General features: G+C 38.3%; 20 protein-coding genes and 1 pseudogene. 14 read left to right on the top strand and 7 right to left on the bottom strand.

Annotation, left to right across the window (positions count from 1 at the left end; genetic code table 11):
• Positions 1–5: 5 nt before the first annotated feature.
• From H4J59_RS18425 to H4J59_RS18405, 5 genes are all read left to right on the top strand, one after another.
• The gene (locus tag H4J59_RS18425) at positions 6–1,082 is read left to right on the top strand and encodes a hypothetical protein (RefSeq protein WP_182241441.1); all 1,077 of its coding nucleotides are present in this window, start codon (positions 6–8) and stop codon (positions 1,080–1,082) included.
• A complete protein-coding gene (locus tag H4J59_RS18420) occupies positions 1,083–4,163 on the top strand; it encodes an efflux RND transporter permease subunit (protein ID WP_182241440.1) in 3,081 nt (1,026 codons plus the stop codon).
• Entirely contained in the window at positions 4,156–4,458 is a 303-nt protein-coding gene (locus H4J59_RS18415) for a DUF3240 family protein (RefSeq protein ID WP_182241439.1), read from the top strand. The genes H4J59_RS18420 and H4J59_RS18415 overlap by 8 nt, the downstream gene beginning before the upstream one ends.
• Before the next feature lie 26 nt (positions 4,459–4,484).
• Positions 4,485–5,204 (top strand): cytochrome b/b6 domain-containing protein, encoded by a 720-nt coding sequence (locus H4J59_RS18410; RefSeq protein WP_182241438.1) that lies wholly within the window; start codon positions 4,485–4,487, stop codon positions 5,202–5,204.
• Between the two features lie 513 nt (positions 5,205–5,717).
• On the top strand, positions 5,718–5,948 hold the full coding sequence (locus tag H4J59_RS18405) for a TIGR02922 family protein (RefSeq protein ID WP_182135832.1): 231 nt from the start codon (positions 5,718–5,720) through the stop codon (positions 5,946–5,948).
• A 171-nt stretch (positions 5,949–6,119) separates the two neighbouring features.
• Here the strand turns inward: H4J59_RS18405 and H4J59_RS18400 are convergent, their stop codons facing one another.
• The 5 genes from H4J59_RS18400 to H4J59_RS18380 form a co-directional block, all read right to left on the bottom strand.
• Positions 6,120–7,100: a Gfo/Idh/MocA family protein gene (locus H4J59_RS18400; RefSeq protein ID WP_182241437.1), complete on the bottom strand. Its 981-nt coding sequence runs from the start codon at positions 7,098–7,100 to the stop codon at positions 6,120–6,122.
• Between the two features lie 105 nt (positions 7,101–7,205).
• A complete protein-coding gene (locus H4J59_RS18395) occupies positions 7,206–7,916 on the bottom strand; it encodes a DUF6445 family protein (protein WP_182241436.1) in 711 nt (236 codons plus the stop codon).
• 34 nt (positions 7,917–7,950) lie between these two features.
• On the bottom strand, positions 7,951–8,664 hold the full coding sequence (locus H4J59_RS18390) for a SapC family protein (protein WP_182241435.1): 714 nt from the start codon (positions 8,662–8,664) through the stop codon (positions 7,951–7,953).
• A gap of 47 nt (positions 8,665–8,711) precedes the next feature.
• Positions 8,712–10,265 carry a tryptophan halogenase family protein gene (locus tag H4J59_RS18385; protein ID WP_182241434.1) on the bottom strand — a complete coding sequence of 518 codons (1,554 nt, stop codon included), beginning with the start codon at positions 10,263–10,265 and terminating at the stop codon, positions 8,712–8,714.
• 116 nt (positions 10,266–10,381) lie between these two features.
• Entirely contained in the window at positions 10,382–13,219 is a 2,838-nt protein-coding gene (locus H4J59_RS18380; RefSeq protein WP_259369607.1) for a TonB-dependent receptor, read from the bottom strand.
• Positions 13,220–14,199: 980 nt separating this feature from the next.
• Here H4J59_RS18380 and H4J59_RS18375 point away from each other — a divergent pair.
• The 5 genes and pseudogenes from H4J59_RS18375 (at position 14,200) to H4J59_RS18355 (ending at position 20,748) form a co-directional block, all read left to right on the top strand.
• Positions 14,200–14,769: an RNA polymerase sigma factor gene (locus H4J59_RS18375; protein WP_182241433.1), complete on the top strand. Its 570-nt coding sequence runs from the start codon at positions 14,200–14,202 to the stop codon at positions 14,767–14,769.
• Positions 14,762–15,847 carry a FecR family protein gene (locus H4J59_RS18370; RefSeq protein WP_182241432.1) on the top strand — a complete coding sequence of 362 codons (1,086 nt, stop codon included), beginning with the start codon at positions 14,762–14,764 and terminating at the stop codon, positions 15,845–15,847. Before H4J59_RS18375 ends, H4J59_RS18370 begins: the two co-directional genes overlap by 8 nt.
• 145 nt (positions 15,848–15,992) lie before the next feature.
• Positions 15,993–17,456, top strand: a pseudogene (locus H4J59_RS18365) (sugar porter family MFS transporter); the annotation flags it as partial.
• A 209-nt stretch (positions 17,457–17,665) separates the two neighbouring features.
• Positions 17,666–18,712, top strand: coding sequence for a metal-dependent hydrolase (locus H4J59_RS18360; RefSeq protein WP_182241430.1), 1,047 nt, complete (start codon positions 17,666–17,668; stop codon positions 18,710–18,712).
• A gap of 323 nt (positions 18,713–19,035) precedes the next feature.
• Complete coding sequence (locus H4J59_RS18355) at positions 19,036–20,748, top strand: ABC transporter substrate binding protein (protein ID WP_182241429.1); 1,713 nt, start codon at positions 19,036–19,038, stop codon at positions 20,746–20,748.
• A 684-nt stretch (positions 20,749–21,432) separates the two neighbouring features.
• Here H4J59_RS18355 and H4J59_RS18350 read toward each other — a convergent pair.
• Positions 21,433–21,894, bottom strand: a complete 462-nt coding sequence (locus H4J59_RS18350) for a nuclear transport factor 2 family protein (protein WP_182241428.1) — start codon at positions 21,892–21,894, stop codon at positions 21,433–21,435.
• Positions 21,895–22,182: 288 nt separating this feature from the next.
• Here H4J59_RS18350 and msrB point away from each other — a divergent pair, with 288 nt between their 5' ends.
• A complete protein-coding gene (gene msrB / locus H4J59_RS18345) occupies positions 22,183–22,626 on the top strand; it encodes a peptide-methionine (R)-S-oxide reductase MsrB (RefSeq protein WP_182135851.1) in 444 nt (147 codons plus the stop codon).
• A 3-nt stretch (positions 22,627–22,629) separates the two neighbouring features.
• A complete protein-coding gene (gene msrA, locus H4J59_RS18340; RefSeq protein WP_182241427.1) occupies positions 22,630–23,127 on the top strand; it encodes a peptide-methionine (S)-S-oxide reductase MsrA in 498 nt (165 codons plus the stop codon).
• A gap of 290 nt (positions 23,128–23,417) precedes the next feature.
• Here the strand turns inward: msrA and yihA are convergent, their stop codons facing one another.
• Positions 23,418–24,074 (bottom strand): ribosome biogenesis GTP-binding protein YihA/YsxC, encoded by a 657-nt coding sequence (yihA, locus tag H4J59_RS18335; protein WP_220460980.1) that lies wholly within the window; start codon positions 24,072–24,074, stop codon positions 23,418–23,420.
• A gap of 196 nt (positions 24,075–24,270) precedes the next feature.
• On the opposite strand from yihA, the gene H4J59_RS18330 reads away from it, so the two are divergent.
• The gene (locus H4J59_RS18330) at positions 24,271–25,503 is read left to right on the top strand and encodes a cytochrome c (RefSeq protein WP_182241426.1); all 1,233 of its coding nucleotides are present in this window, start codon (positions 24,271–24,273) and stop codon (positions 25,501–25,503) included.
• 243 nt (positions 25,504–25,746) lie between these two features.
• A complete protein-coding gene (locus H4J59_RS18325) occupies positions 25,747–26,367 on the top strand; it encodes a cytochrome c (protein ID WP_182241425.1) in 621 nt (206 codons plus the stop codon).
• Positions 26,368–26,509: the final 142 nt, after the last annotated feature.

The following is a 26,509-nucleotide window of genomic DNA, read 5'->3' as shown; positions in this document are numbered from 1 at the left end:
ATTGTATGTCGTTATTACTGGTGAAAGAAATACCTAAGATACTTAGCTGCAAATATGCGCTATTTTATTTATGCTTTATTGTTCTATTTCAAATGTCGTCAGCATTTGCCTTTGAAAAAAGCCAAGTCGTTGAACTGTCTTCGCTTGGCGCCTTTGAGCTAAAATTTTCCACCGTTAAAAAAGCAAACCTTATGGTAGGCCAAAATTTAATTGGCGAGGTAAGCTACAAACCTGGTGAAAATTATGCAGTGGTTTTACCCTTTGATGTGCAAAAAGTTATTTATCATGCAGAAAATGGTCGTTATGTCAACCAAGGTGAAACTATTGCTAGTGTAGAGGGCTTTGACGTTCATCACTATATTGATGCCTTTGAGTCGGCAAAAAAAATACTAGAAATATCAGCAAGTCACTTTGAAACTAATAAACAATATTTTGACAATAAAACCTTAAAAACGGCTCAGTGGCTTGAAATCACCAAAAACTACTACGATGCTAAATTAAATCTTGAACATTTCGAACACCAAATGTCTTTTGTACGTATAAGTAAAGATAACAAAATCAGCTTAATTAGTCCCAAAAAAGGCATCTTAAAAACCCCTAATTTTCAACATATAAAATCAAAGGGGGATCTGGTTTTTGATGTGATAAACCTAAAGTCCATTAAGGTAAAAATAACAACACCGCTCTTATATAATGGCGGTATATCTCATTTTGTTGTTTCTCCTACTTGCCAGCTAAAACTGACCAGTATTGAAAATATTGCAGATAAATATCATCAAATATTGTGGGCTTCGCCAACATCTGAGCATTGTAATTTAACCCTAGGCCAATCAGTAAAAGTTACCCCCATACTCAGTTTTGATGGCTATGAAATACCGAAAGCCGCCATTTTTGAATTTAACGAGCAGAACTATATTGCGATAAAGTTGGAAAATAACGTGTCATTAGTCGCTATCAATATTATCGCAGCCAATAATAATGCCTACTACGCGACATCAAAAGAAAATATAGTTAATAAGCAAGTGCTGATCAGTTCAGTCAGTATTCTTCAAGGTAAGTTACTTAAGCTAGGAGCTGAGTAAATGTTAAATTTTTTAATTAAATTTTCTCTTACTCAACGCTTATTTGTCTGTATATTTGTTGCCATTACGCTATTTATTGGTGCTAGAGCCTGGTTAAGTATACCTGTTGATGCGTTTCCAGAAATCTCACCAACACAAGTTAAAATTGTTCTTAAACTACCTGGCATGAATGCGTTAGAGATTGAGTCGCAAGTAACACGAATTATTGAGACAGAATTACTCGGCATACCCTCACAGGAAATGCTGCGCTCAACAACAAAATATGCCATTACCGATATCACTATCGATTTTAAAGATGGCACAGATATTTATTGGGCAAGACAACAAGTTAATGAACGTTTAGTCAATATACGACCTACTTTGCCTGCAAACGTAAGCGGCGGGATGGCACCCATGAGCACCCCCTTAAGCGAAGTGTTTATGTTTACTGTTGAAAACCCTGCGCTATCACTGACTGAAAAAAGAGCACTATTAGACTGGCATATTCGCCCCCTACTAAGAACGGTTTCAGGTGTTGCAGATGTTAATAGTTTAGGTGGCTTTGTTAAAAGCTATGAAATAGCACCTGATATATTACTTATGCAGCAACACAATATTTCTTTTAGCGATATTGAAACCGCCATAACAACCACCAACCAAAATGGCGGAATTGGTCGACTGGTTAAAGGCAATGACACCTTAATACTTAGAACTGAAGGCAAATATGAGCATATTGACTCGTTAAAAAATGCCATCATAAAAACTACCAATAATAAGGTGACTCGCCTACACCATATAGCGACAGTATCAATAGGCAGTTTAACTCGCTATGGTGCAGTGTCTAAAAATGGTGAAGAAGCGACCCAAGGTTTAATCATTGCCTTAAAAAATAGTAATACAGCCAAGGTGATTAAAGACGTAAAAAACAAGTTAAAAACCATCGAAGCCTCTCTACCTAAAGGCACAACAATTAACGTGTTCTACGATAGATCTACCCTTATAAATACAGCAATAAATACGATAACCCTCGCATTAAGCCAAGCGGTTATCTTGGTAATAGTGTTACTGGCTATTTTTCTAGGAGATATACGTTCATCACTGGTTGTGTCACTTTCTTTACCCATGGCGGCGTTAATGACCTTTATACTGATGAAGGAATTTAATTTATCGGCTAATTTAATGAGCTTAGGCGGGCTAGTGATAGCGATTGGCATGTTAGTAGACTCCTCGGTAGTTATTGTTGAAAACATTGTTAACCGTCTAGCAAGTAATCAACACTTACCTCGATTGCATGTGATATATCGCGCTTGCAAAGAAGTGGCTACCCCTGTTTTTTCAGGCACCATTATTATTATTATTGTGTTCTCACCTTTACTCATGCTGTCCGGCTTAGAAGGAAAGCTGTTTACTCCAGTCGCCCTGACCATTGTTTTTGCCATGCTAAGCGCATTACTTTTATCACTGACTATTATCCCCATATTAGCCTCATTATTATTAAAAAATGAGCCCGTTAAACAACCCAAACTAGTAACTTTTTTACAAAGTTTTTATGTAAAAACACTCAGTAAAGCGATCAACAAGCCCGCGATAATTGTTGCGCTCTCGCTAGGTACTTTCATTATTAGCCTGATACTTTTTCAAGGCTTAGGCAAAAGCTTTATGCCCGTACTTGATGAAGGTGATATTATTGTTCAACTGGAAAAGTCGCCTAGTATTTCTTTGGCTGCATCTGTTGATATTGATGAACAAATTGAGCAGGCGCTATTAAAAAAAACCCCTGAAATAGTTCAGATTGTAGCGCGTACCGGCTCAGATGAACTGGGTTTAGACCCCATGGGATTAAATGAGACAGATGTATTTATGGAGTTAGCACCTAAGTCAACATGGCGCTTCGATACTAAAACTGAGCTCATTAATGATATTCGACAAACACTCGCTCACTATCCTGGGATGAATATAGGCTTTACACAACCCATTCAAATGCGTGTCTCTGAAATGTTAACCGGCGGCACAGGAGATATTGCTATTAAGGTTTTTGGCAATAACATTGCCACCCTCACCGCGCTTGCAGAAAAAATAGCATTGTTGGCAAATACAGTTGATGGTGCCTCTGATGTGCAGATGGCGCTTATTGAGGGCGGAAAATACGTCAATATTAAACTTATCCCAGAGGTGGCCAGTCAGTTAGGTTTATCGACTCAAGTATTAAGTTATAATTTACAGTATCAACTTGAGGGATTACAAATTTCATCTCTACTGGATGGCAACCACCCTATTCCCATTGTATTTAATAAAGCAAGAAATAGCTCTGCTGATCATGCTAGTGGCGAAATATCGTCAATTAACGCCCTAAAGCAAAAGTTAATTTTAATGCCTAATAATACCTTGCTACCACTTGAGCAAATTGCCAATATTACGATGAAAAATGGTCCCTTATTAATAGAGAGGGAACAAGGCAATCGGTTTGCATCAGTCAGTGCCAATGTTGTTAACAGAGATGTTGTTAGTTTTGTCGAGGAATTAAATAAAAAAATAACAACTTCAATAGCGCTTCCTACCGGTTATACTTTAACCTTTGGTGGTGAATTTGAAAGCCAGCAACGTGCGACAAAAAATTTATTATTTCTTATCCCGATAGCACTTATTTTGATTTTTATCATATTGTTTACCACCTTTAATTCATTGGCTAAATCAAGCCTTATTATTGCCAATATTCCCTTTGCTTTAATGGGCGGGGTAATTGCACTCTACGTCAGTAAACAGTATTTATCAGTGCCCGCTTCAGTGGGTTTTATTGCCTTGCTCGGCATTGCCGTATTAAACGGTATTGTGATGATTAGTTATTTTGAACAAACCAAACAATTTTCAGATAATTTAGTTCAGCGTATTATTGATGGTGCAAAACGCAGATTAAGACCGGTATTAATGACCGCAACAACGGCAATGTTTGGTTTGTTACCTCTGGTTTTTGCCACTGGCCCCGGGGCTGAAATTCAAAAGCCTTTAGCTATCGTAGTTATTGGCGGCTTGATAACATCAACTGTGACCACCTTGTATCTATTACCCATTTTTTACTGCTGGTTGGAGAAAAAAAATGCCTGAACATATACTGTTTACCTTAAATGCACCCTCAGGGTTAAAAGATGACATTGTAGATACGTTGATCACTTTTTCGGCCATATCTGGGTTTAATTTAAAAAAAATAAACGGCTATAGTAAAGAACATAGCCAATTCGATATTGCTGAACAGGTTGAAGGCTATCGATCGTTTTATCAATTTGAAGTCCTGCTATTTTTTAAAGACCTAGAAAAACTTAAGGCCATACTTAAGCCTATTTGCCAACCAGCTAAGTTAAAATACTGGATCACCCCTGTTTTACAATCTGGCCATTTTTAACACCACAGCAATAAAAGAGAAATAATATGAATATTAATAGGCAACAAGTTTTCGTCTGGAGTCGTAAAGTAAGACTTTTTCATTGGATCAATGTCATCGCAATTTTATTACTCATTGCGATTGGCACAGTGATATTAAATGGTAAAGCATTTGGCCTGAGTACCGAAGGTAAAGTATTATTAAAAACCATACATGTGTTGGTGGGATATGTTTTTGCTAGTAACTTGATTTTTCGATTAATCATAGCTTTTGTCGGTAAGGGTTATGAGCGGTGGCATAAAATATTACCTTTTAAAAAAGGCTTCAAAGCTGAATTAGTTGCATTCACACAAGGTAAAAAGGCAGCTTACAAAGGCCATAGCCCTGCAGGTAAATTGATGGTACTAGCACTGTTATCCGTTATGACAGTACAAATGATTTCAGGTCTGGTTATCGCCGGCACCGACATTTACTACCCCCCCTTCGGTCAATATTTTGCTGAAAGTATTGCCATCAATAAAGACAATATAGCGGCGATAGCACCTTATTCAAAAGAAAACGTTGATGCAGCGGCTTATCAAGTGATGAGAGATTTTAGAAAGCCTTTTATTACCGCTCATGTTTATGCTTTTTACTGTCTGCTATTGCTTATTCCACTGCATATTATTGGGGTAATTATCGCTGAAAGACGAGAAAAAAGCGCTCTTGTTTCTGCCATGATCAATGGTTATAAATACCTACCAAATAATAAGACTGATAAGCATTAAAGCTTAATGCTTATCTCAATTAAATATAATTAAATACGAAAAAATACTGATAACAATCTTAAACACCACCCTAGCAGGTGGTGTTTATCAGCGGTTTGAATTAAAAATTTCAATCCACATCACCAATATAGAAAGTGACAGTAGAGTGTGAAAAATAGAGGATGGAAATACACCTTATAAAAATGGCACCATCAACATTAACAAGCCGATGAACTCCTCAACAAACAGACTAAATAAAGCTCATATTGACCTAACCATATGAATGTTAGATAAGGGATGTTAATAAAAAATAGCGCCTTTAGACCAGAATACTACTAGGTAAAGCCGACATCAGGCTAATAGCCTGCGCAGATAAATACTACTAGGTTCACTTTGTGCCCCTAACTAGGTTTATTGATTCGATTTTAACAGCACATCAAAGCGCTACTATCTTAATATAGTTGGACAACCTACGTTTAATAGACGATAGTTCAAATATGTTAGCCACTAATAATTACTTTAAAGGAGCTCAAATTGGAGACTGAAAATTTAACTACCGTCACTATTATTTATTACCAAGAAGACAGCTTAGAATTAAAGCATGAAATTAAAAGCTATCCTAAAAATAAATCTGGCAGGGTTATTATCCCACAGGAGTTCAAACAAGATAAGTCTATATTAGCTGTCTGTCTTGGTGAGATAACTATCATAAACAAAATCGGTGATAGAATTATGTCACTTGGCATCGAAGATGAGAACTTTTAGTCTTTAAGCTTTATTGACAGCTAAGCCATATTGAATTTTTCAATAGTCAGTTTATGCCTGCTTTCATTATTAAAAAAACAATTAAAAAAGTAACTAACAAAGTAACTAAAAGCTGGGCAACCGTTTTAGGTGTCAATAATTTAACTCAAGATGTTAAATTAATATTTCAAATCAATATTTCAAATCAATAATGGCTCTAACCTTATCTAAGGTTGTAATCAGCTGGCGACTAAAATTAAACGTCATGATATGACTTTCTTTTTTGCCTTGGCGTAATAGTTCATTAAAATGACTAATTTGATAATTATAGCCATGGGTTTTACAGTCAAAAAATACCGATTCTTCATTATTATCTTTAATTAAAGTCACCGTTGACGGGCCATGAAAGCCACTATTAATGTTAATAATGCCTTGCTCGCAATAAAAAATAGCTTCACTGGGGGTAGGCTCTAATAGTGTTGACGTTAGTGTTGCTACGGCATTATGGTAATTAAATACCATAGCGCAGGAAGAGTCAGCGCCATTCTCAAAAAAGCTTGCCTTGGCTGTTATGGTATCTGGCACGCCAAGTGTTGAAAGTGCAGCAAAAATAGGATAAATGCCAATATCTAAAAGACTACCTCCTCCTAGCGATTTGTTAAAAAGCCGAGACTCTTCATTAAAGACCTTAACAAAACCAAAATCAGCTTCAATTTTCAGAAGATTGCCATAAGTTTTGCGACTCAGCTCTGCTAAGACAAAATTATAATGGGGCAGAAAATAGGTCCAAAGTCCTTCCATCAGCAGAGTATTATGTTTAGTGGCAGCAGCAATCATGCTATTCACTTCATCGATATTCATAGCAAAAGGTTTTTCACATAATACCGCCTTGCCCTGCTCTAAACACAACAGGGTATTTTCTTGATGTAAAGAGTGTGGCGTTGCTATGTAAACAGCATCAATGTTTTCATCGTTTACTAACGCTTCATAGCTACCGTAGGCTTTAATTGCTTGATATTTTTCGGCAAAGTCATCAGATTTTTGCTGTGTTCTTGATGCAACCGCATAAAGTTCAGCACCTTCCACGGTTAACAAATCTGTCGCAAACTTATTGGCTATATTACCTAAACCAATAATTCCCCAACGTATATTTCTATTTTTCAGTGACTTCATTGACTATTTCTCAATATAAAAAGTGACAGGAAAAGGATTTTCTCATGCGTCTAATCGCCCTAGAGATGGCACAACGACCTACAGCTAGAAAATACTTTCTTTAAATTATTCAACATAAATGAAACTACCAATAGTTAGCCTGCCTATTTTAGGATCTGAAGACAAACCTAATATAGGATTAATGTCACCTGAGTGTAAGGCCATACTGGGATAGATCACGGCTCTATTCATACCGGCAGCCACTGAATGAAATTGCTCAAAAAGGCTATTATCTGAGTTTACGTAGCAGGGGTTTTTATGTAACTGATGCGCCATAGCCTCCTTTTTCAGCTGCTGACCATAACTGACTAAACGCGCTGAGGTGATGCGCTCAAATGCACTGGCCCGGTGTCGATAAAAAGAAGTTCCGCCATGTTCTGGCTCACATAAGTAATGCACTACCGCCAATTGATTAATATTGGCGGTATCAAAATGCGGCAACATTTGTATCGGCTTTAAATGCTCAGGAGCTCTATCTGAAACAGCAAACGCAGACATTAATGCTGTAGCACTAGTGGCGGTATCAAAACCAAAATATGATTTAAATAGCGGTAAGTATTTTTTACAAATTTGTTCACTATATATTTCTGGTGCTAAAAAACGTTTGCCCGGATAGAAGTTTTGTTGATCGGCTCTAAATAATGAGCCATCACCCGCCCAGGAAATTAAATCATCCGGTTTGTTGGCAAAGCCATCGATAATCAACAAGGGTATATTTTCTTTACCTATCGTCAGCTTGGTTAAGCTAGGATTATCATTTAGTGTAAAATCTAACATCGAATAACGTTTACCCTTGCTAAATCTCTAGTGATTAACTTAGAGACTTATTTTTTAAATCAATTAGTGTATGAATTTGCCCTAACGATATCATCATTGTATGTATGGCAGACAATAAACCACTTTGATGCAAAGACAATATTTGTTCATTGCTTAATGCCGCGAGTTTCACTTCGTCAATGGTATATAAACCGGCTAATTTAGTAGCGCCTTGATTCATAAAAGTAATGTCTAACGACATGGGTTTAATTAATGCCATTGACGTTAGTGTTGCTATTAATACTTTATTTTCTTTTTCACCCAGCAGTAATTGCGTAAGATTTGCTTTAACGGTTTTAAAATAGCTAGATTCATCACCTTTTTCATCAAAAAGTGCCTGTCCAATTTCTTCTGATACTGCGGGACTATCGGTATTCAAGCAAACAGCAAGTTCGTTATGATGCTTTTCATCGCTCGTTTCAACAAAAAATGGTTGTCGCCTTATTTGCAATGGCACATAGAGTCCTTGCCATTGTGCTTGCTGCCAAAATAAGTTTTCATTTTCCTCAAAGCCTAACATCGCAGAAAATACAAACTGTCCTGTCTCGCCATTTTTAGTCAGTACAATCGGATATTGCACCGCTAAATGAATAAACTCGGCTAAAACAACCGGAATCAGGGGTAAATTAGCACCATGGTGTTCAACTTTATTGAGATCTATTTTAGTGTTTAAATGCTTTTTATTATCTACTGCGACTAAACTAGCCATGTATAATTTCTCTTGTTCGCTGATGACTTAAATTCGGCTAAATTCAATTAAATTCGGTTAAAGCCAAATTCAATGATTTTATTAATTAATTCACGGTTTTTCGGCAGTGTCGATACCGCTTTGTCGGTGAGTTTTTTATTTTGCGCAAATTGATGTTGTGCAAAATCAATATTATCGAGTGCATAAGTGTTTTGGCTATAATCGCTTTTAAAACCCATACCATATAAAACATACTGATAACTTGCCGCAGGAAAAACTTCATTATTACTGGTAAAGTCATGATCAGCAGGTGCTCGATATTGCCAAAGCGCCATCGCTTCTTTTAAACTTTCAGGAATAGATTCAGGATTGCGGTTATCAGTCCAAAAAGCGTTATCAGTTCTTTTACTTAAGATGTAATGTAACTTAAGAAAGTCGATGATTTTTTCCCATCGATAAAGAAACGTTTCATTAAAGCGCTTGGCGGCTATGTCCATAATGTCACGAGACTGCGGCAATTGTTCACTGAACATTTGTGCTGACAATTCTACCATCACCAAAGCAGAGGCTTCTAATGGCTCTAAAAATCCTGCCGACAAGCCTACCGCCACACAATTGTTTTGCCACATTTTTTCTCTATGACCACTAACAATTGGAATTTTCCGTACCGTTAGTGATGAAAATTTATCACCAACATACTTAGCTAATACTTCTCTGGCCTGTTCTTCAGATGAATATTTACTCGAATATACATAACCAACACCGCGGCGATGTTGTAAGCCAATATCCCATATCCAACCTGCTTCTTGGCCAGTTGACACGGTATGAGAGGCAATTGGCGAATCAGCATCATCATAGGGCACTTGTACTGCTAACGCCGTATCAATAAATAATACGTCACTGCAGCTCTTAAATGGCACTTGATAATGCTGACCTAAAAGCAGCGAAGAGAAACCAGTGCAATCAACAAATAGATCACCGGTAATATCCGCATTATTTTCAGTACTCACGGATGAAATATCACCGTTTGGGGCTGAGTTAACACCCGTAACGTTATCAATAATATGAGTAACCCCAAGCTTTTCTGTGCAATGCTTTTGTAAAAACACAGAAAACTTCACAGAGTCTAGGTGATAGGCATAATTTGCAACCGCCGCAAACTCAGGCGTTCTAATCGTTTTAGGCGCTAAGCCATTTTCACAAACCGACTCTTGAAAACAAACGTCTTCAGAAAATGATTTAGTCCCTGCTTGGCCTTGCTTTGCCAACCAATGCGCCGCTAAGTCGCCTTGTGAAAATCCTTGTGGCAGCACTAAGGGATGATAATAAAAATCATCTTCACTACCATCAACCCATTTAGCAAATTTTGCGCCTTGCTTAAAACTGGCATCACATTCGCGAATAAAATCTGTTTCACTAATACCTAACGCACTCAAGGTACTGCGCATAGTGGGCCAAGTTCCCTCTCCAACGCCAATAGCCGGGATATTAGGAGACTCAACTAAAACCACAGTTAAACCTTGTTCCGTATTACTTTTATGTTTTGCTGCTAAACGCCCGGCAGTCAGCCAGCCCGCTATTCCGCCACCAACAACAACAACTTTTTTGGTCAATTTATTCATCGTTAATCTACTAATGTTATTTTAGCTCTCGTTTAGTAAGAGAGTATTGAAGTAGACTTTTACTTCTAGAGGAAGTAAAAGTCTTTATGCATAACTAAGATTATAAATTACAAAGCTTAGAAGCTACCGCGTACGCCCAATGAAATACGACGGCCACTATCAACAACGTCGAGTATTTGATTAGAGAAACGACCACGGCTATGAGTGTATTCTTCAGTTAAGTTAATACCCTCAACAAACACGGTGATTTTTTCAGTGACATCAAAACTAGCACTAGCATCCCACTGTGCGTAATCTTCAACGTAAGTCACACCATCACCACCACCTTGGCTAAGGCTTTGCAAGAAAGTGTCACGCCAGTTGTAAGCGATACGTGCTTGTAATGGACCATTTTCATAAAAAGCCACCAAGTTAGCCGAGTCACTTAAACCGGTAACCGCAAATACTTGTGTAATGTCAGTATTATCAAGTTCAGCATCACTATCAACAAGTGTTGCGTTCGCTAAAAGACCAAAACCTGTGTCACCAAAAGTATGCTGGGCTGCAATTTCCCAACCGTCTACTATGGCTGATTCACCATTACTAGGAGCCGTATTAGTAAAAGTCGCCACACTATCTTCACTATCAGGCGCACTAACATCAGTACCTGTAGACGGATCTGTTAATAAACTACCATTAGCTGTTACAAAAGTTTTTGCTAGCTTGGTGTTGGTAATAAAGTTAGCAACATGCTTTCTAAAATAACCGGCAGAAACATAGCTTGCTTCGTCATAATACCACTCAAGTGACAAATCTAAGTTATCAGAACTAAAGGGGACTAAAGCTGAATTACCACTTGATGACTGTAAGTTACCTTGACGAGTCGTTTGCAAAGAAGTGATAGGTCTTAAACTACTTAAGGTAGGACGTGTTAAGGTTTTTGAAACCGCTACACGAGCAATTAAATCTTCATTTATTTCTAATTTAACACTGAAATTAGGTAAAATTTCACTGTAACTATTATTTTCCGTAAAGTTAGTTGTATCACCGTATGCCGCCAGCATTTCAGTTGCATCCAGAATACGTAAACTTTGAGGGTTTGCTTGCGAAGCACTCACCGCAACATCTGTAGTTTCATAGCGGAAACCTGCCGTACTATAAATAAACATATTGGCTATTTCGCCATAAAAATCAAGTTCTAAGTATAGAGATGCTGTTTCTTCTTCAACTTCAAAAGAGTTGTTGGTTTTAACGGCGTCAAAATCGACACCTTCAATATTACCTAAGAAATCAAATAAGGCTTCACCATCAAAACTTAACCATTGTGTTGGTGAACGGCCACTGCCACTGACGCTACTTAAAAAGTCATCACCGGCATCAAATACTTCCTGAGGGAAAGCGCTAACATCTGGAAAATCTTTATAGTTGCAGTAAGTACAGTGAATACCGCTTTCATCATTATTCCAGGTATTTACCGTTTTAGTTTCAGACGAGAACATAGCGCCAAATCTTGCTTTAGCAAAACCTGTGTCGCCATCAGCCGCCCAAACACTGTCCCAGCGAAGTTGCGTAATATCGTCTTCAACTTCATCACCACCACGGATCATCACGTGTGCGCCGCTGTTAGCCGTATCTAAATAATCAGATACACCTGCAGGGGCAACATAATCAGGACTTGTCGGGTCTTGGTTAACACCATCGCCTTCTTGCTGACCACTGTATATTGAATCATTGGCGGTTGCGAAGTCTGAGTAATAAGGCAAAATATTATCATCAAGATTCCATTGCACACGGTTAGCATAGCCTAATAACGCTAAGTTACCGCCTCGACCATTGTTAGCCGCGCGTGTCGCATTCGAGTTACTAATATCAAACTGCATGTTTAAGTTATCATTAACATCCCAGTCAAAATTAAGACCAAATGAAGTAGACTCTGTTAAACGGTCGCCCTTTTTCGCATGAAAATCCGTCGCTAAACCCACTTGTTGATACATCTCAGTAACCGTGCCATTTTCATCAACAACAATGTTTTCTGCGTTATCAGAAGTAAACCAGTGACCGTATGATGTGGTATCAGAATTAACATCAAAATCAGAATATAAAACATCTGCAGTAACAATTAAGTTATCGGCAGGCGCGTACTGTAAAACTAAATTAGCATTAGTACGTTCACGTTTTTCAGTAGTAACTAAAGAATCAAAGTTTTGAGGAATAAAGACGTTACCTACGTAATCATCTCCTGATGCTGTTTTTGGTGTCCCACGAGTGAATGATGAGTTTTCTCGCCAACCAGCAGATTGTGCTCTATTTAAACGCGTTTCACGCTCTAAGTAAGAAACAGCAAATAAAGCACCAAAAGTGTCATCGTTAAAGGTATCACTGATTAATAAAGAGGCTTGTGGTGTGGTCTCTTCACTATTGCCATCGTAAATACCTTTAAGGCTACCCGCTAACTTAAAGCCACCAATAGCGAAAGGTTTAGCTGTTTCAATATTAATAGTAGAACCGATACCACCAGACTGCATGGTGGCTGTCGATGTTTTATGCACATCTAGCGTTTTCACCATTTCAGCCGCAATAGTGTCAAAACTAAAGTCGCGACCTGCGCTTTCAGTTGCTTGTTGACGACCATTAACTAATACCGTGTTAAATTGTGGACCAAAACCACGAACAGTAATTTTTTGACCTTCGCCGCCGGAACGATCAATTGAAACACCTGAGATACGTTGCAGTGACTCTGCAAGGTTAGTGTCTGGAAACTTACCTATGTCTTCTGCTGAAACTGAATCTACAACACCACTTGCTTCACGTTTGGTGTCCATAGCACGGCTCAGTGCCCCCCGAATCCCCCGAACTTCAATGATTTCTACTTCTTTAGCTGTACTTGCTGTTTCTGCAATTGAAGGTGCCGCTGCGACTGTAGTTAAAACCGCTAATACTGCACTTGCTACTTTATTTTTTTTATAATGTGCCATGTCGTTTGTTCTCTCAAATCTTGAATCTATTAAGATAGATAACTGCCCACTCTCACTAATATCTGTTTTAAGCCCGGTATTTTTTAGTAACTTATGCAGCGCATCCATTACAGAAAAACTACCTGAAACTCGATTTGTTTGCTTATCCGCAATTTTATTTAACGGAAAAAGTAACGTTATATCGGCCTGTTCAGCAAAACTTATTAACGATATGTCGGCTCTTTGTCTGGGGATATTGAAAGATATTTTTTCCTTGGCATGCACCCAACTAGGTAGGCTAAAAAGCATAACAATACAGAAAAAATGTACTTTAATTTTCCAATATCCCACATGTATAGATTTTCGCCATACATAAAACAAAGACGACTGGTCTTTTTTTTTCCTCCATAAGGATTTCGAAATTATGGTTAAATTATTTTTTGAGAGAAAACCCATCATTACTTTTTTTTAAGCCTTATTTAATTTTTATGGTGCTTTTTATTGGCAAAAAACGAAAGACGAATAAAACAAAAATATAAACCAAGCGGCCACCCACTGTCTTTTAGGCTTGCTTAACGTTACCGTGTATATTTTATTTATTACAACTACTTGCTCAAAATTATGGTATCTATTTTATTTATGACAACTAAATTACAACTGATCGACCATATTCAACTCTAGGCAGAATTACAAGCGCTGAATTACCAGCACTGAATAGGTTCAATAAATTCGATAGCAGCGTTTGTTGTAAACACATTTACGATGTGCAGCTAATATCTTTGAGTGAATTTTCAGCTATCTAATTAAAATGGCACAGTAACTTTTTTAGGCTCTGCTTTGAAAGGTAAATATTTGTTGATAGGTTATAATATGTCATTTATCGATAGCGGATTTTTTAACATGAATCGTCTTAATGGTTACTAGGGTAATTTAATGGTTTGCACATCAAACGTTAACTATAAAAATTACCAAAAATTACAATAATAAGTAGAAGTAACCTAATGGCGAGCGACACCATATTTTATAAAATATATTTAGCATCGAGAAAAAGTATTTCTCGCGTGGTATCTCGCATTGTTCCTCCGGATGAAATTGAAGATATTGTTCAAGAAACCTATGTACGTATTTGCCAAATAGAAAATAAAGAAAATATTACTTCACCAAAATCCTTTATGTATAAAACGGCACGGAACTTAGCGCTAGATTATCAAAAAAAAGCCGGTGTTAAACTTGTTGACCGTGTTGACGATCTGCAAGCTTTGGAGTATTTATTATCAAATGACGTTGATGAAATGTATGAAAACACTTTAATTAACAATGAATTTTCGCACTTTTGCGAAGCCGTCAGACAATTACCCACACAATGTCGCAAAATTTTTGTCTTAAAAAAAGTGTATGGATATTCGCAGCGTGAGATCGCTGCTCAATTAGGCCTTAGTGAAAGTACCGTGGAAAAACATATAGCAACCGGCATGAAGCGTTGCACGCTCTTTATGCGAAACATTAATAAACTAGAGAGTAAATCTTCTGCTAGCACTTCTCAAAGTATTGCTGGAGGCACTCATGAATAATGTTCATCAAATTAATAAAAAATCAACTCAACAGCAATCGGCTGAGCGGCTAGAAGAAACCCGTTTAAATGATGCTAGCGATTGGATCGCTAAATTAGATCGTGGCTTAACTACATTAGAAAAAAAGCAGCTAACTGAATGGTTATCGACTGATGTTTTAAATATTGAAGTTTTATTTGAAGTAGCTCAAATGTGGGACAAGATGGACCACTTAAGTCGTTTATCTGATATTTTTCCGCAAGCTAATGTTAAGAAAAAACAAACAAGAAATGCTATTGCCGCTGTGGCCGCTTCATTTATTGTCGCATTAACGCTTATGCTTTATCAAAGTGACTCCAACCTTTTACCTTTTGCCCAAAGCACATCTGCTATCGTTGCAATGCAGGCAAGTTATCAAACAAATATTGGTGAAAGTAATACCATTAATTTACCTGACAACAGTAAAATAGTGCTTAATACTAATAGTTTTGTACAAGTTAAATATAGCCAAAACTCTCGAATAATTGAGCTACTACGTGGTGAAATTCATATTGATGTGGCACACGACACCGCACGGCCTTTAAGCGTTATTGTTGGTGGTAAAGTTATTCAAGCCGTGGGCACTGCTTTTAACGTCGAAGTGCGCAATGACTTAGTCGAATTGATTGTCACTGACGGTAAAGTGTTAGTCGCACAAAAAGATAATACCCTTGACGATGGCATTGAGCAGATAGCAAAAAGACTACCAAAAAATTCGATGGCGATATCAAAAGGCGAAAAAGTCGACTTAGACACATCAGGTAAAACACAAGAGAAAGTCAGAAAAGTAGACCCCATAGAAATGGCGGCTAACTTAAGCTGGCGTCAGGGCAATTTAATATTTCGTGGTGAGTCGCTTGCAGACACAATGACAGAGATTAGCCGCTATACTGATATAGAATTTGAATTAGCTGATGATAAAGAACTTCAAAAAATACAAGTCGCTGGTATGTTTAAAACAGGTGATGTCACTGGCTTACTTGATGTGCTGACACGTAATTTTAATATTAGCTATCAAAAAGTTGGCCCACATAAAATTGTCTTAAAATATGCTGGCTAACACTTGCATCAGATGAAAACCAAAGGCTTAGCTTTTCATATTAAGCCTTCAAAAAAAGCCTTTAAACCACCGTTCTAGATTGACCATTATGCAAAATAATGGTCTTTTTATTTCAAGCGCTTAATTAAAAAATCAACACAATAACAATAACAATAAAGGAAAAAGCATGACTGAACAAACACATTTAGCGGGTTTAAATGGCACACAACAAACGCCAGAAGAGGTTAATGCCTCGTTTTTATATGTACTCTTTATTTCTTCTGTCGCTGCGTTAGGTGGTTTTCTTTTTGGTTTCGACTCCGGCGTTATCAATGGCACAGTGACAGCGTTAGGCAATGCTTTTCAATCCAATGATGTGGCTACCGGATTTAATGTCGCCTCTGTTTTATTAGGTTGTGCCGTCGGCGCCTTAATGGCTGGACCGATTTCTGACCGTTTCGGCCGTAAACCCATTATGATTGTTACCGCCATAATATTTGCTATCAGTGCCTTTGGCTCAGGGATATCAGATTCTTCTATTGAGTTTATTTTTTATCGACTCATTGGCGGCTTGGGCATTGGTGCTGCATCTGTTTTAGCACCGGCTTATATCGCAGAAGTTGCACCTGTTGCATTGCGTGGTCGCCTAGCGACTCTTCAACAACTCGCCATAGTACTAGGTTTATTTGCCGCATTTTTAAGTAATTATATTATTGCCTCATCAGCAGGCAGCGCAGGAAATTCATTTTTACTCGACCTTTCAGCTTGGCGATGGATGTTTTGGGTCGAATTAATACCAGCGACATTATTTTTAATTGGCGTGTTATTTATTCCAGAATCACCACGTTATTTAGTGGCGAAAGGTAATATAAAACAAGCACATAATGTGTTTAAAAAGATATCAGCCGGCACCGAAGATAAGCTTATTGATGAAGTAAAAATATCATTACACGGCAATAAGAAAACTCATATTGCCGATTTATTTATTGAAGGTAAAAAGAATATACATCCCATTATTTGGGTCGGTATTGCACTTTCTGTTTTTCAGCAATTTGTCGGTATTAATGTTGTTTTTTATTATGGCGCTGAGCTATGGCAAGCGGCAGGTTTTGACGAGTCGCAATCGCTCTTAATCAATGTAATGACGGGAACAACCAATATAATATCAACCTTTATTGCCATTGCTTTAATAGACAAAATTGGCCGCAAGCCTTTGTTATTAGTCGGTAGTATCGGCATGTTTATCAGTTTAGGCATCTTAAGCTTTATTTTTGGTAGTGCAGGCTTTGATGAATTAGGTAAAGTAGCATTGTCTGATGCGATGGGCACTTTCGCTTTGGTTACCGCTAACTTATTTGTCGTGTTTTTTGGCTTAAGTTGGGGCCCAGTAGTTTGGGTATTATTAGGCGAAATGTTTAATAATCGTATCCGCGGTGCCGCTTTAGCAATTGCCGCTAGTGCCCAATGGATAGCAAACTTTGCCATTACCATGACCTTCCCTATTATATTAGGCTCAATTGGTTTAGCAGGCGCTTACGGTTTGTACACCATATCTGCCTTTGTCAGTATTTTCTTTGTTGTGAAATATATCAAAGAAACCCGTGGCGTTCGTTTAGAAGAAATGGAGTAACCTTTCAGGTTGATAAGGTTCGTAAGCTTAAATGCTATCGAACCTTGTTTTATAATGCCTTGTTTGATCAAATTAACAAAGTAAGTAAGCCAAGTAGTGTGAATATAATTTACCTGTTCGTGACATAAAAAGTGGCTGTATTAACTGATCTAGCATTGAAGGTTAAGGCGTAGTATAAGGTTAATCATGGTTAAATTCACAAGGTCATTATGGATTCATTAACACAAGTTGTCTTGGGCGGCGCGGTGGGTTATGCGGTATTAGGTAACAAAGTTGGCCACAAAGCGGCTATTTATGGTGCTATTTTAGGGACTTTGCCTGACTTAGATGTATTCCTACCATACAGTGGTGACGTAGAAGCTTTTACTTACCATCGAGGATTTAGCCACTCGCTATTAATACACTTGTTAATCAGTCCTTTTATTGCCTGGCTACTAATCAAATGTCATCAAGCTACAGCAATTTATAAGAAGCACTGGTTTTGGCTGATTTTTCTTTGTTTATCTACCCATGCGATTTTAGATAGCTTCACGGTTTATGGTACACAATTGTTGTGGCCTGTTACTGAATATCCCTTTGCCGTCTCTAATTTATTTATTATTGATCCCCTGTATACCTTGCCGCTATTGTTTGCGTTTATTGTTATTTTTCTGCCCAGACTTAAGCCGGCAAGGGTCGCAAAAATTAATCATTTTGCATTAGCCATAAGCTGCCTTTATATTTGTTGGTCTTTAAGCGCAAAATTTTATATCGACAAAAAAGTAACCATTGCGCTGAACGATAGGCAGATAAAAGTCGACCATTATTTGAGTTCACCTGCGCCTTTTTCCACCTTACTTTGGCGGGTATTGGTCATGTCAAACGGCCAATATTACGAGGGTTATGTCTCTGTATTTGACTCAGCGTCGGATGTGAGTTTAGAGGCCTATCAGTCGTCAGATGCTCTACTGACTAATATCAAAGATGAATGGGATGTACAGAGGCTTCAATGGTTCACTAAAGGCTTTTATTCAGTCAAAGCAGAAGAACATAATATTGTTTTATCTGACTTACGTATGGGTGCGGAGTGCCGTTATGTGTTCAATTTTATTCTCGGCGAACAAACTAGCACTGGGATTGTTAAGAGCGATGTTGAAAAGGTGAGTGATAGACCTGATTTAACTATGCTTGGCAGTGTTTGGGATAGAATTTGGGATGCTTCAGTTTCATTGGCTCCGCTTAAAAAAAGCGGCGTGTGTGTCAATAGGGGGAGCTGATTGTATAGCGACGTTTACGAAATACCAGATATTATAATCTTGTTAAATAGGTCAACTTATTAAAAAATTGAGCGTTCTGATGTGATAGTGTATTGTAGTGAGCAATTAAATCTGGCAAGTTATAAAAATAGTCAATATTTGCAACAACACAATTGCAACAACACAATGATTTCGAGAAAGGATCTATCTGTTTTTTACTACAACCTCCTTTAATATTGCTGATCCACTGAATAATACGATTAAAAAGTCGGAACTCGTGATGTTAATGTTAAGTAGCTTGGGTATCAAAATATAAAATAACAACTATAAGAGATATTTTAGCTATGCTAAACCGATATACCGCTATTTTCATTTTGGGATATTGGTTATGCCATTATCCGGCATACGCTTTTTCCAATGTATTATTATTAAACTCATACCATCCACAATATAGCTGGACAGCCGAGCTAACTCGAGGGGTCCAACAAGCCCTTGCCACCGACATTGCACCGAACAATCTTTATGTCGAGTTTATGGATGAACGACGTTTTGTCGATGATCCCATTTATTATCAAAAATTGATTGAACTCCTACACTATAAATACCAGCAATATAAACCTGATATTGTAATCACTGGTGACGATGCTGCCTATTATTTTATGCTGGAATATGGTGAGCAATTATTCCCAGGTATACCGATAGTTTTTTGTGGCGTCAATGTATTTAACCCACAATCCATTACCAACCGAAAAAATATAACGGGGATTGCCGAAGGCATGGAGATCATGGGAAACCTTGAGTTAATCATCCAACTGCAACCTGATCTCAAAAAAATTATAATGCTTGGCGACACTACAGGGCTTGGTTTACGTATGGTTAATACGGCAAAAAAAATCAGGCCGTTTTGGCAAAAAAATCCCCGTAATCCAGGTGTTGAACTTGAGATTTGGGATAACTTCTCATTGGATGAATTATACCAGCAAGTTAACGAACTACCGTCAGACACTGCCATTTTAATGTTAGCTATTCACAAAGATCGACTTGGACAATATTTTTCATTTGAAAAGCAATTACCTGAACTTTCTAAATACAGTAAAGTGCCGATTTATGGCATGTGGGGTGCGTTAATGATTGGTCATGGTGTGGTGGGAGGAATGATGAATGATCCTTATGAGCATGGTTTTAATGCCGCAAAAATGGCCTCGTCTATTTTATCTGGTACACCGATCAGCCAACTGCCAGTGAAAAATTCAGCTCATTATCGGCCACAGTTTGATCATGTACAATTACAACGTTTTGGCCTTGAAAAGGGACTATTACCGCAAAATAGCGTGATATTTAACCAGCCTATTTCGTTCTACCAACAAAATAAAATATTAATTAACGCAGTGATCCTCGTGCTTTTGTTTTTGCTATTGTTGATTATAGTAATGGTAAGGAATATTCGTCGGCGAATCACTGTTGAAAATGAGCTCAAGCAATTTGCTCAGCAACTTGAAGACACAGTTCAATCACGCACATTAGAGCTTGAACAGCGCAATTCGGAATTGCGCTCAATTTCAAAATCAATGAAAAAACTCGCTCATACTGATACTTTAACGAATTTAAAGAACCGGCGGGCAGCCAGCAAAGATATTCCAGCTTATCTCAAACATTGCAATATAACCTTTAAACCATTTTTTTTGGCTATTTTAGATATTGATCACTTTAAAAAGATTAACGATAATTTTGGCCATCAAGCAGGCGATAGCGTATTAAAAGCACTTGCCGAACTGCTAAAAACTAGTTTGCGACCCGGTGATCGGGTTTACCGCTGGGGAGGAGAAGAATTTATTATTGCATTACCAGAAGCATCATTGATTGAGGCAACCACTATCTGCCAGCGCTTATCGACGAATATAAGCAAAATTTCAGTGGTGGGGATTGATAATATCACCGTAAGTATCGGGGTCACAGAATTTATTAAGCATGACGACTATGATGACATTGTGCAAAGAGCAGATGATGCTCTTTACCAAGCTAAAAACAGTGGTAGAAACCAAGTAACGATAGGATAAAAGTATCTACCAAAAAGAGCTAAAGCGGGTACTTCAACGCTACAAAGATTTTCTAACTCTTCGTTTGTGGTAAATCTTAGCTGTTGGAGAATAAAAAGCTTTGCTCTTATATTTGTGTTTTTTCTCGCACAGACCGCAGTCCCACGAGTCTTTTTTTCATCTCATCTAGACGGTGGTAACGCTGCTTGAAAAAATTCACGGCTTATCTATGTTGTAAAGGCTGGCCAGCACCAACCAAAACCCATTTAACCTAATATCTTCTTTTAGCGATCAATTTGACCTAAAGAAAAGCCAATAGCTAACTTCTGCAATGCTCATCAAAGTTAGCATTAATTATTTGATGACGAATGACCGCAATGCTGCACAGCGGACAATTAATGATAATGAATGTTCTTATCGCGTGTCACGTTTTTCATTATTTGTGACGTTCCACACAGCTAAAACTGTCTTTTTTTTGATCTAAATAAACTATTTTAGAGTAAAGACTTTACTTTTGTAGAGTTGTTGCTCTATAATAGTGTTGTTCTCGTTTGAACCTGTTGTATTAATTTTAAATTCTAGCTTCCCCAAGCTTATATACCGATGGCCCCTTTAGCCATCGGTTTTTTTATGTCTAAAATTTAGCTTTTTTTCTCACCATGAAAAATTAACAAAAAAACCAACACAACATCAGCTAGGAGTTAATTAATATTTTTTCGCTTCATCAGCACAATGCCAAGCGACAAATTTCCAGGCTGTGTCATCTTTGACTAACACATCACTACAACGGCCATGAGTAACCCTTTGCTCTCCTTTTTTAGCCGTAGTGCCATTAGAATAGTAATAATGTGCAACCGCGGTATCACCATGAACAACAATGGCTGTTGGGCTATATTCAGCAACATTGTTAGTTGAGCCATCTTCAAAACTGAATTTTTCCCATCGTTTTACTGCACTTCGGTCACGAGGCATGGGGGTACTATTTCCCCAAACCATGGCGTCTTCGGTTACCCATTTATCTGTCCAATTATTATCGCGTTTTTCGATATCTGCATATGAAGCTAACACTATATTCCATACTTGTGTTTGCTGTTCATTCCAACGTTCAGCATAGCTGCTAAAGGCGGTAACCGTGACGATTAGTGCTATGGTTAATTTAAAGTTCATTTTATCTTCCTTGTTAATATTTCGACAAGGCCTACTAAACAACGCACTTCTCAGTAAACTCGAGCTTGCGATTATCGCCCCTTAAATATAGCAGGTTTACATTAGTCAGCTGGTTTACCCCAGGTAAGCCTTGTTATATCGAATTTTTGCTCAATATAGTTTGAATACTATGGTGAATTAATCATGACATTTCCGGTCTATTGTTAAGCAGTAACGAGCAGAGTTATATTTCATTAATTTATTGCTGCAATAAATCATTAATCACCATCAAACCACTAAGGAGATCTTATGTCACAATATACCAAATCAAGCGATGCTATTGCTGCGTTATCCGCTGAGCAATATCGTGTTACACAAGAAAGCGGTACTGAACGCCCTTGGACTGGCGAGTTATTGGAAAATACCTCACCAGGTATTTATGTTGATGTAGTTTCAGGTGAGCCTTTGTTTGCCTCAGCTGATAAGTTTGACGCAGGTTGTGGCTGGCCTAGTTTTACTAAACCCATTGAAAGCAAAAATGTCAGTGAACTTAGCGATGAAAATCATGGCATGGTGCGCACAGAAGTCCGCTCAGCACATGGTGATAGTCATTTGGGCCATGTATTTACTGACGGTCCGACAGCACAAGGTGGCTTACGATATTGTATTAACTCAGCTTCACTGAAATTTATTCACCGTGACGATATGACCGCTGAAGGTTATGAAGCCTATTTAACCCAAGTAGAAGGATAGAATATGACCATTGAACGAGCCGTATTAGCCGGCGGTTGCTTTTGGGGTATGCAAGATTTAATTCGCAAATTACCCGGCATTACAAAAACCTCTGCCGGTTATACTGGTGGCGATGTTAAAAATGCGACTTACCGAAACCACGGTACTCATGCAGAGGGCCTTGAGATCTACTTTGACAATACTGTGATCGGGTATCGAAAAATTTTAGAATTATTTTTTCAAATACATGATCCTACTACAGAAAATAGACAAGGGAATGATCTAGGCACTGCGTATCGCTCGGCAATTTATTACACTTGCGCAGCGCAAAAAGCCATGGCGGAAAAAACCATTGCTGATGTTGATGCCTCTGGATTATGGCCGGGTAAAGTGGTTACTGAAGTTGAGCCTGTGAGTGATTTTTGGCAAGCCGAGGTAGAACATCAAGACTATTTACAACGGATGCCCAATGGCTACACTTGCCATTTCCCAAGACCTGATTGGGTGCTACCTGAACAATAAGGCTAAGTAACTGACCTAAAAGGCTTTGCATAAGAGTGGTTTATTTCAACTGATATGCGAGCAATGATGTCGTGGTGTGGGAGCCATAAATGGCTAAGAGCGGCCTGTACATGGTCATTCTTTCACATTTATGTGATCGTGACATTGCTGACAAGGAGGTCGGTATTTAGTTTTTCTGAAACAAAAAAACTGACCCTACTCACTGTACAACGTGACTTATTAGGTTGTTATGTCAATATAATCAGTTGAGTACTGTATTGCTCAACTGGCTATTTTTATTCTTCTGACTTTTATTCTTCTATTAAAGGCGCTTCACCTAATTCACTTAAGGCTTGCAGATTTTCATCTTGAAACCAATCGCAAATGACTTTGTCTGCTTGCTCTGAGCCAGTACGTTTTAATGACGAAAATGCCTGCACTTTAATATCAGCATTTAATGCAGCTAGCTCTTTTCTAACCGCAAGTACTTGCCCGCTGACTTTGCCTTGAGAAAGTTTGTCGCTTTTAGTTAATAAGGCTAAAACCGGTAACTCTCCGTCTACAGCCCATTGAATTAGGTCCATATCAAGGTCTTTTAATGGATGTCTGATATCCATCAGTATCACTAAACCTTTCAAACATTCGCGTTTTTCTAGGTATTCGCCTAAAGCTTTTTGCCACTTTTTCTTCATTTCCATAGGCACTTTAGCGAAACCATAGCCAGGTAAATCAACTAGGCGCTTGTTTTCGGCAATTTCAAAGATGTTAATCAACTGAGTTCTGCCCGGTGTTTTACTGGTACGTGCAAGGCCTCTTTGATTTGTTAGGGTATTTAACGCGCTTGATTTACCTGCGTTAGAGCGACCTGCAAATGCGACTTCAATACCACTATCGGCTGGTAAACGACGGATATCAGGTGCGCTAAGGGTAAAAGTCGCTTTGCTTAGATGAATGGCTGTAGATGACAAGATTAGATCCAACGATATAAATTAAAACCGCATTATATCGTTTTTTTATACTAAATATGCAATTGTATTAGAATTTAGGCAATTCTTTTCATTAAACAAGCCGCTCAATAGCCTTAATGGTGTATGATATCCTCGATTTTTCTGGCTTATTGAATGTATTCAATAAAAAACACCAAAGCATGTTGAGAATTTTCCTATGAGACATATTTTAACTTTATTAATTATAACCTTATTAAGCATTAATATTGCTGTAGCCGCCACTGGTGATGCAGAGGCAGGTAAAACTAAATCCGCTACTTGTGCTGGCTGTCATGGTGCCAATGGTATTGGCATTAGTGATACCTTTCCTAATTTAGCAGGCCAACATGCTGATTATATTGTAGTACAACTGAAAGCATTCAAATCAGGTGAGCGTGAAAACTCATTAATGTATTCAATGGCAGCAGGTTTATCTGAGCAAGATATGGCTGATCTTGCGGCTTATTTTTCAGCGTTACCACGTAATGGCGCAAGTCAAGATACTAGCGCTACTGAAGCAAGTACAAGCGCAGCTGCAATTAAAGCACCTACTGCTTACGTACCTGACCCTGCAGCGGGTAAGAGCCTATTTGAATTAGGCGATCCTTCTCGCAATATTGCCTCATGTATTGGTTGTCATGGTAGCGAAGGTAACAGCAAGGTATTAATTTATCCGAACCTGGCCAATCAACATCCTGAATACATTGCAACACAGTTAATGAATTTTAAAAACAAAGATCGCATTAACTACGCCATGAACCAATTTGCCGGTAGCATGACTAACAATGATATTGCTGACATGGCTGCTTACTTTACTGACACTGCTGCCGTTGCTAACGTGGTTTCACGTAGAGTAACGCCATCAGCTCCAGTAACTGCTGAAGTTATTGCCGGTAAAGCCAAAGCGGCAACTTGTACTGCATGTCACGGCGCCGATGGTAATAGCCTTGTTGCTATCTACCCGAAACTTGCAGGACAACATGCGGACTACATTGTAAAACAGTTACAAGAGTTTAAATCGGGTGCACGTGAAAATGCGGTGATGGGGCCTATGGCGTCAGCATTAAGTGAGCAAGACATGGTAGAGATTGCCAGCTATTTTGCCGCTCAAAAAATTATTGTTGCTGATTTGGAAAGTTCTGATATTGGTAAAAAACTTTATCTAGGTGGAGATGCAAAACGTAAAATCACCGCTTGTGTTGCTTGTCACGGTGTTAACGGTAAAGGTGCCAGTAAGGCAGGCTTCCCAGTTATCGCCGGCCAAAACGAAGCGTACCTAAAAGCACAATTAATGCAATTCAAAAACGGTGAGCGTTATAACGATTACAACACCATGATGCGCAGTGTTGCTTCTAAGCTTTCAGCTAGCGACATGGATGAGTTAGCGAAATACATGGCGTCAATGAAGTAACATTATTCAAAATAGGCTAACGTCAGCTATTTAATCTCAATATAAGCAGCGTTTATCGCTGCTTTTTATTGCCCTGATTTTATACTGCCTCTACATCAAAAAATTTACTGTACTTGTATTAGCTAATTTTTTTAATGACATTATTTCACAGCCATTAAATTCGTGTAGAATGCCAAAACAACATTTTAGCAAATTTTATCAGTAAACCCTTTATCGTGTTTACGACAAGCAGAGACTAAATCAATGAAAAAATTTATCATTACTGTTTTATTAGGATTAAGTGCAGTCACTACTGCCAATGCAGCGCAAGGCGATGCCGAAGCAGGTAAAGGCAAAGCAGCCATGTGTGCTGCTTGTCACGGTGCTGACGGTAATAGTCTTGTGCCTATGTACCCTAAGTTAGCGGGGCAGAGTGCTAACTACTTAGTTAAGCAGCTTACTGAATTTAAATTAGGCATGACCTCTGGTGGTAAATCAGGTCGTGTAAACGCCATCATGGGTGGTATGGCAATGGCACTTAGTGAGCAAGACATGGCTGATATCTCAGCATTTTATGCCAACCAAAAAGTCACTGAGGGTAACGGTACCGCTAATGTCAAAGGCAAAAAACTTTATTTAGGTGGCAATGCCGAAATGGAAATTACCGCCTGTGCTGGCTGTCATGGAGCTGATGGTAAAGGCATGGGAAATGCTGGTTTTCCTGCTCTTGCTGGCCAAAATGCGGAATACTTAAAAATTCAGTTAGAGGCATTTCGTAATGGCTCACGTTATAATGACATGAATGGCATGATGCGAGGTGTTGCTGCGAATTTAACTGATGAAGACATTACTGCACTATCGCAGTACGCATCGTCATTAAAATAAGCCCTAAGCCATTTAATTAGCTTTTTAAAAGTTAATATTTACAAAAAGCAGCGTTAATCGCTGCTTTTTATATTCAGTCACGCTTTCGCATGTGATCATAGCATCTCGTTCTTCCTAAACATAAAAGGGCAGCACTATAGCT

It is taken from the genome of Colwellia sp. MB02u-10 (assembly GCF_014077185.1).
Lineage (GTDB): Bacteria > Pseudomonadota > Gammaproteobacteria > Enterobacterales > Alteromonadaceae > Cognaticolwellia.
This window is presented reverse-complemented; position numbering and strand designations above follow the sequence as displayed.

What these genes read in the sequence shown, in the direction of transcription:
- H4J59_RS18425 (WP_182241441.1), top strand. Translation starts at nt 6, where the DNA reads ATGTCGTTATTACTGGTGAAAGAAATACCTAAGATACTTAGCTGCAAA.
- H4J59_RS18420 (WP_182241440.1), top strand. Translation starts at nt 1,083, where the DNA reads ATGTTAAATTTTTTAATTAAATTTTCTCTTACTCAACGCTTATTTGTC.
- H4J59_RS18415 (WP_182241439.1), top strand. Translation starts at nt 4,156, where the DNA reads ATGCCTGAACATATACTGTTTACCTTAAATGCACCCTCAGGGTTAAAA.
- H4J59_RS18410 (WP_182241438.1), top strand. Translation starts at nt 4,485, where the DNA reads ATGAATATTAATAGGCAACAAGTTTTCGTCTGGAGTCGTAAAGTAAGA.
- H4J59_RS18400 (WP_182241437.1), bottom strand. Translation starts at nt 7,100, where the DNA reads ATGAAGTCACTGAAAAATAGAAATATACGTTGGGGAATTATTGGTTTA.
- H4J59_RS18395 (WP_182241436.1), bottom strand. Translation starts at nt 7,916, where the DNA reads ATGTTAGATTTTACACTAAATGATAATCCTAGCTTAACCAAGCTGACG.
- H4J59_RS18390 (WP_182241435.1), bottom strand. Translation starts at nt 8,664, where the DNA reads ATGGCTAGTTTAGTCGCAGTAGATAATAAAAAGCATTTAAACACTAAA.
- H4J59_RS18385 (WP_182241434.1), bottom strand. Translation starts at nt 10,265, where the DNA reads ATGAATAAATTGACCAAAAAAGTTGTTGTTGTTGGTGGCGGAATAGCG.
- H4J59_RS18380 (WP_259369607.1), bottom strand. Translation starts at nt 13,219, where the DNA reads ATGGCACATTATAAAAAAAATAAAGTAGCAAGTGCAGTATTAGCGGTT.
- H4J59_RS18375 (WP_182241433.1), top strand. Translation starts at nt 14,200, where the DNA reads ATGGCGAGCGACACCATATTTTATAAAATATATTTAGCATCGAGAAAA.
- H4J59_RS18370 (WP_182241432.1), top strand. Translation starts at nt 14,762, where the DNA reads ATGAATAATGTTCATCAAATTAATAAAAAATCAACTCAACAGCAATCG.
- H4J59_RS18360 (WP_182241430.1), top strand. Translation starts at nt 17,666, where the DNA reads ATGGATTCATTAACACAAGTTGTCTTGGGCGGCGCGGTGGGTTATGCG.
- H4J59_RS18355 (WP_182241429.1), top strand. Translation starts at nt 19,036, where the DNA reads ATGCTAAACCGATATACCGCTATTTTCATTTTGGGATATTGGTTATGC.
- H4J59_RS18350 (WP_182241428.1), bottom strand. Translation starts at nt 21,894, where the DNA reads ATGAACTTTAAATTAACCATAGCACTAATCGTCACGGTTACCGCCTTT.
- msrB (WP_182135851.1), top strand. Translation starts at nt 22,183, where the DNA reads ATGTCACAATATACCAAATCAAGCGATGCTATTGCTGCGTTATCCGCT.
- msrA (WP_182241427.1), top strand. Translation starts at nt 22,630, where the DNA reads ATGACCATTGAACGAGCCGTATTAGCCGGCGGTTGCTTTTGGGGTATG.
- H4J59_RS18330 (WP_182241426.1), top strand. Translation starts at nt 24,271, where the DNA reads ATGAGACATATTTTAACTTTATTAATTATAACCTTATTAAGCATTAAT.
- H4J59_RS18325 (WP_182241425.1), top strand. Translation starts at nt 25,747, where the DNA reads ATGAAAAAATTTATCATTACTGTTTTATTAGGATTAAGTGCAGTCACT.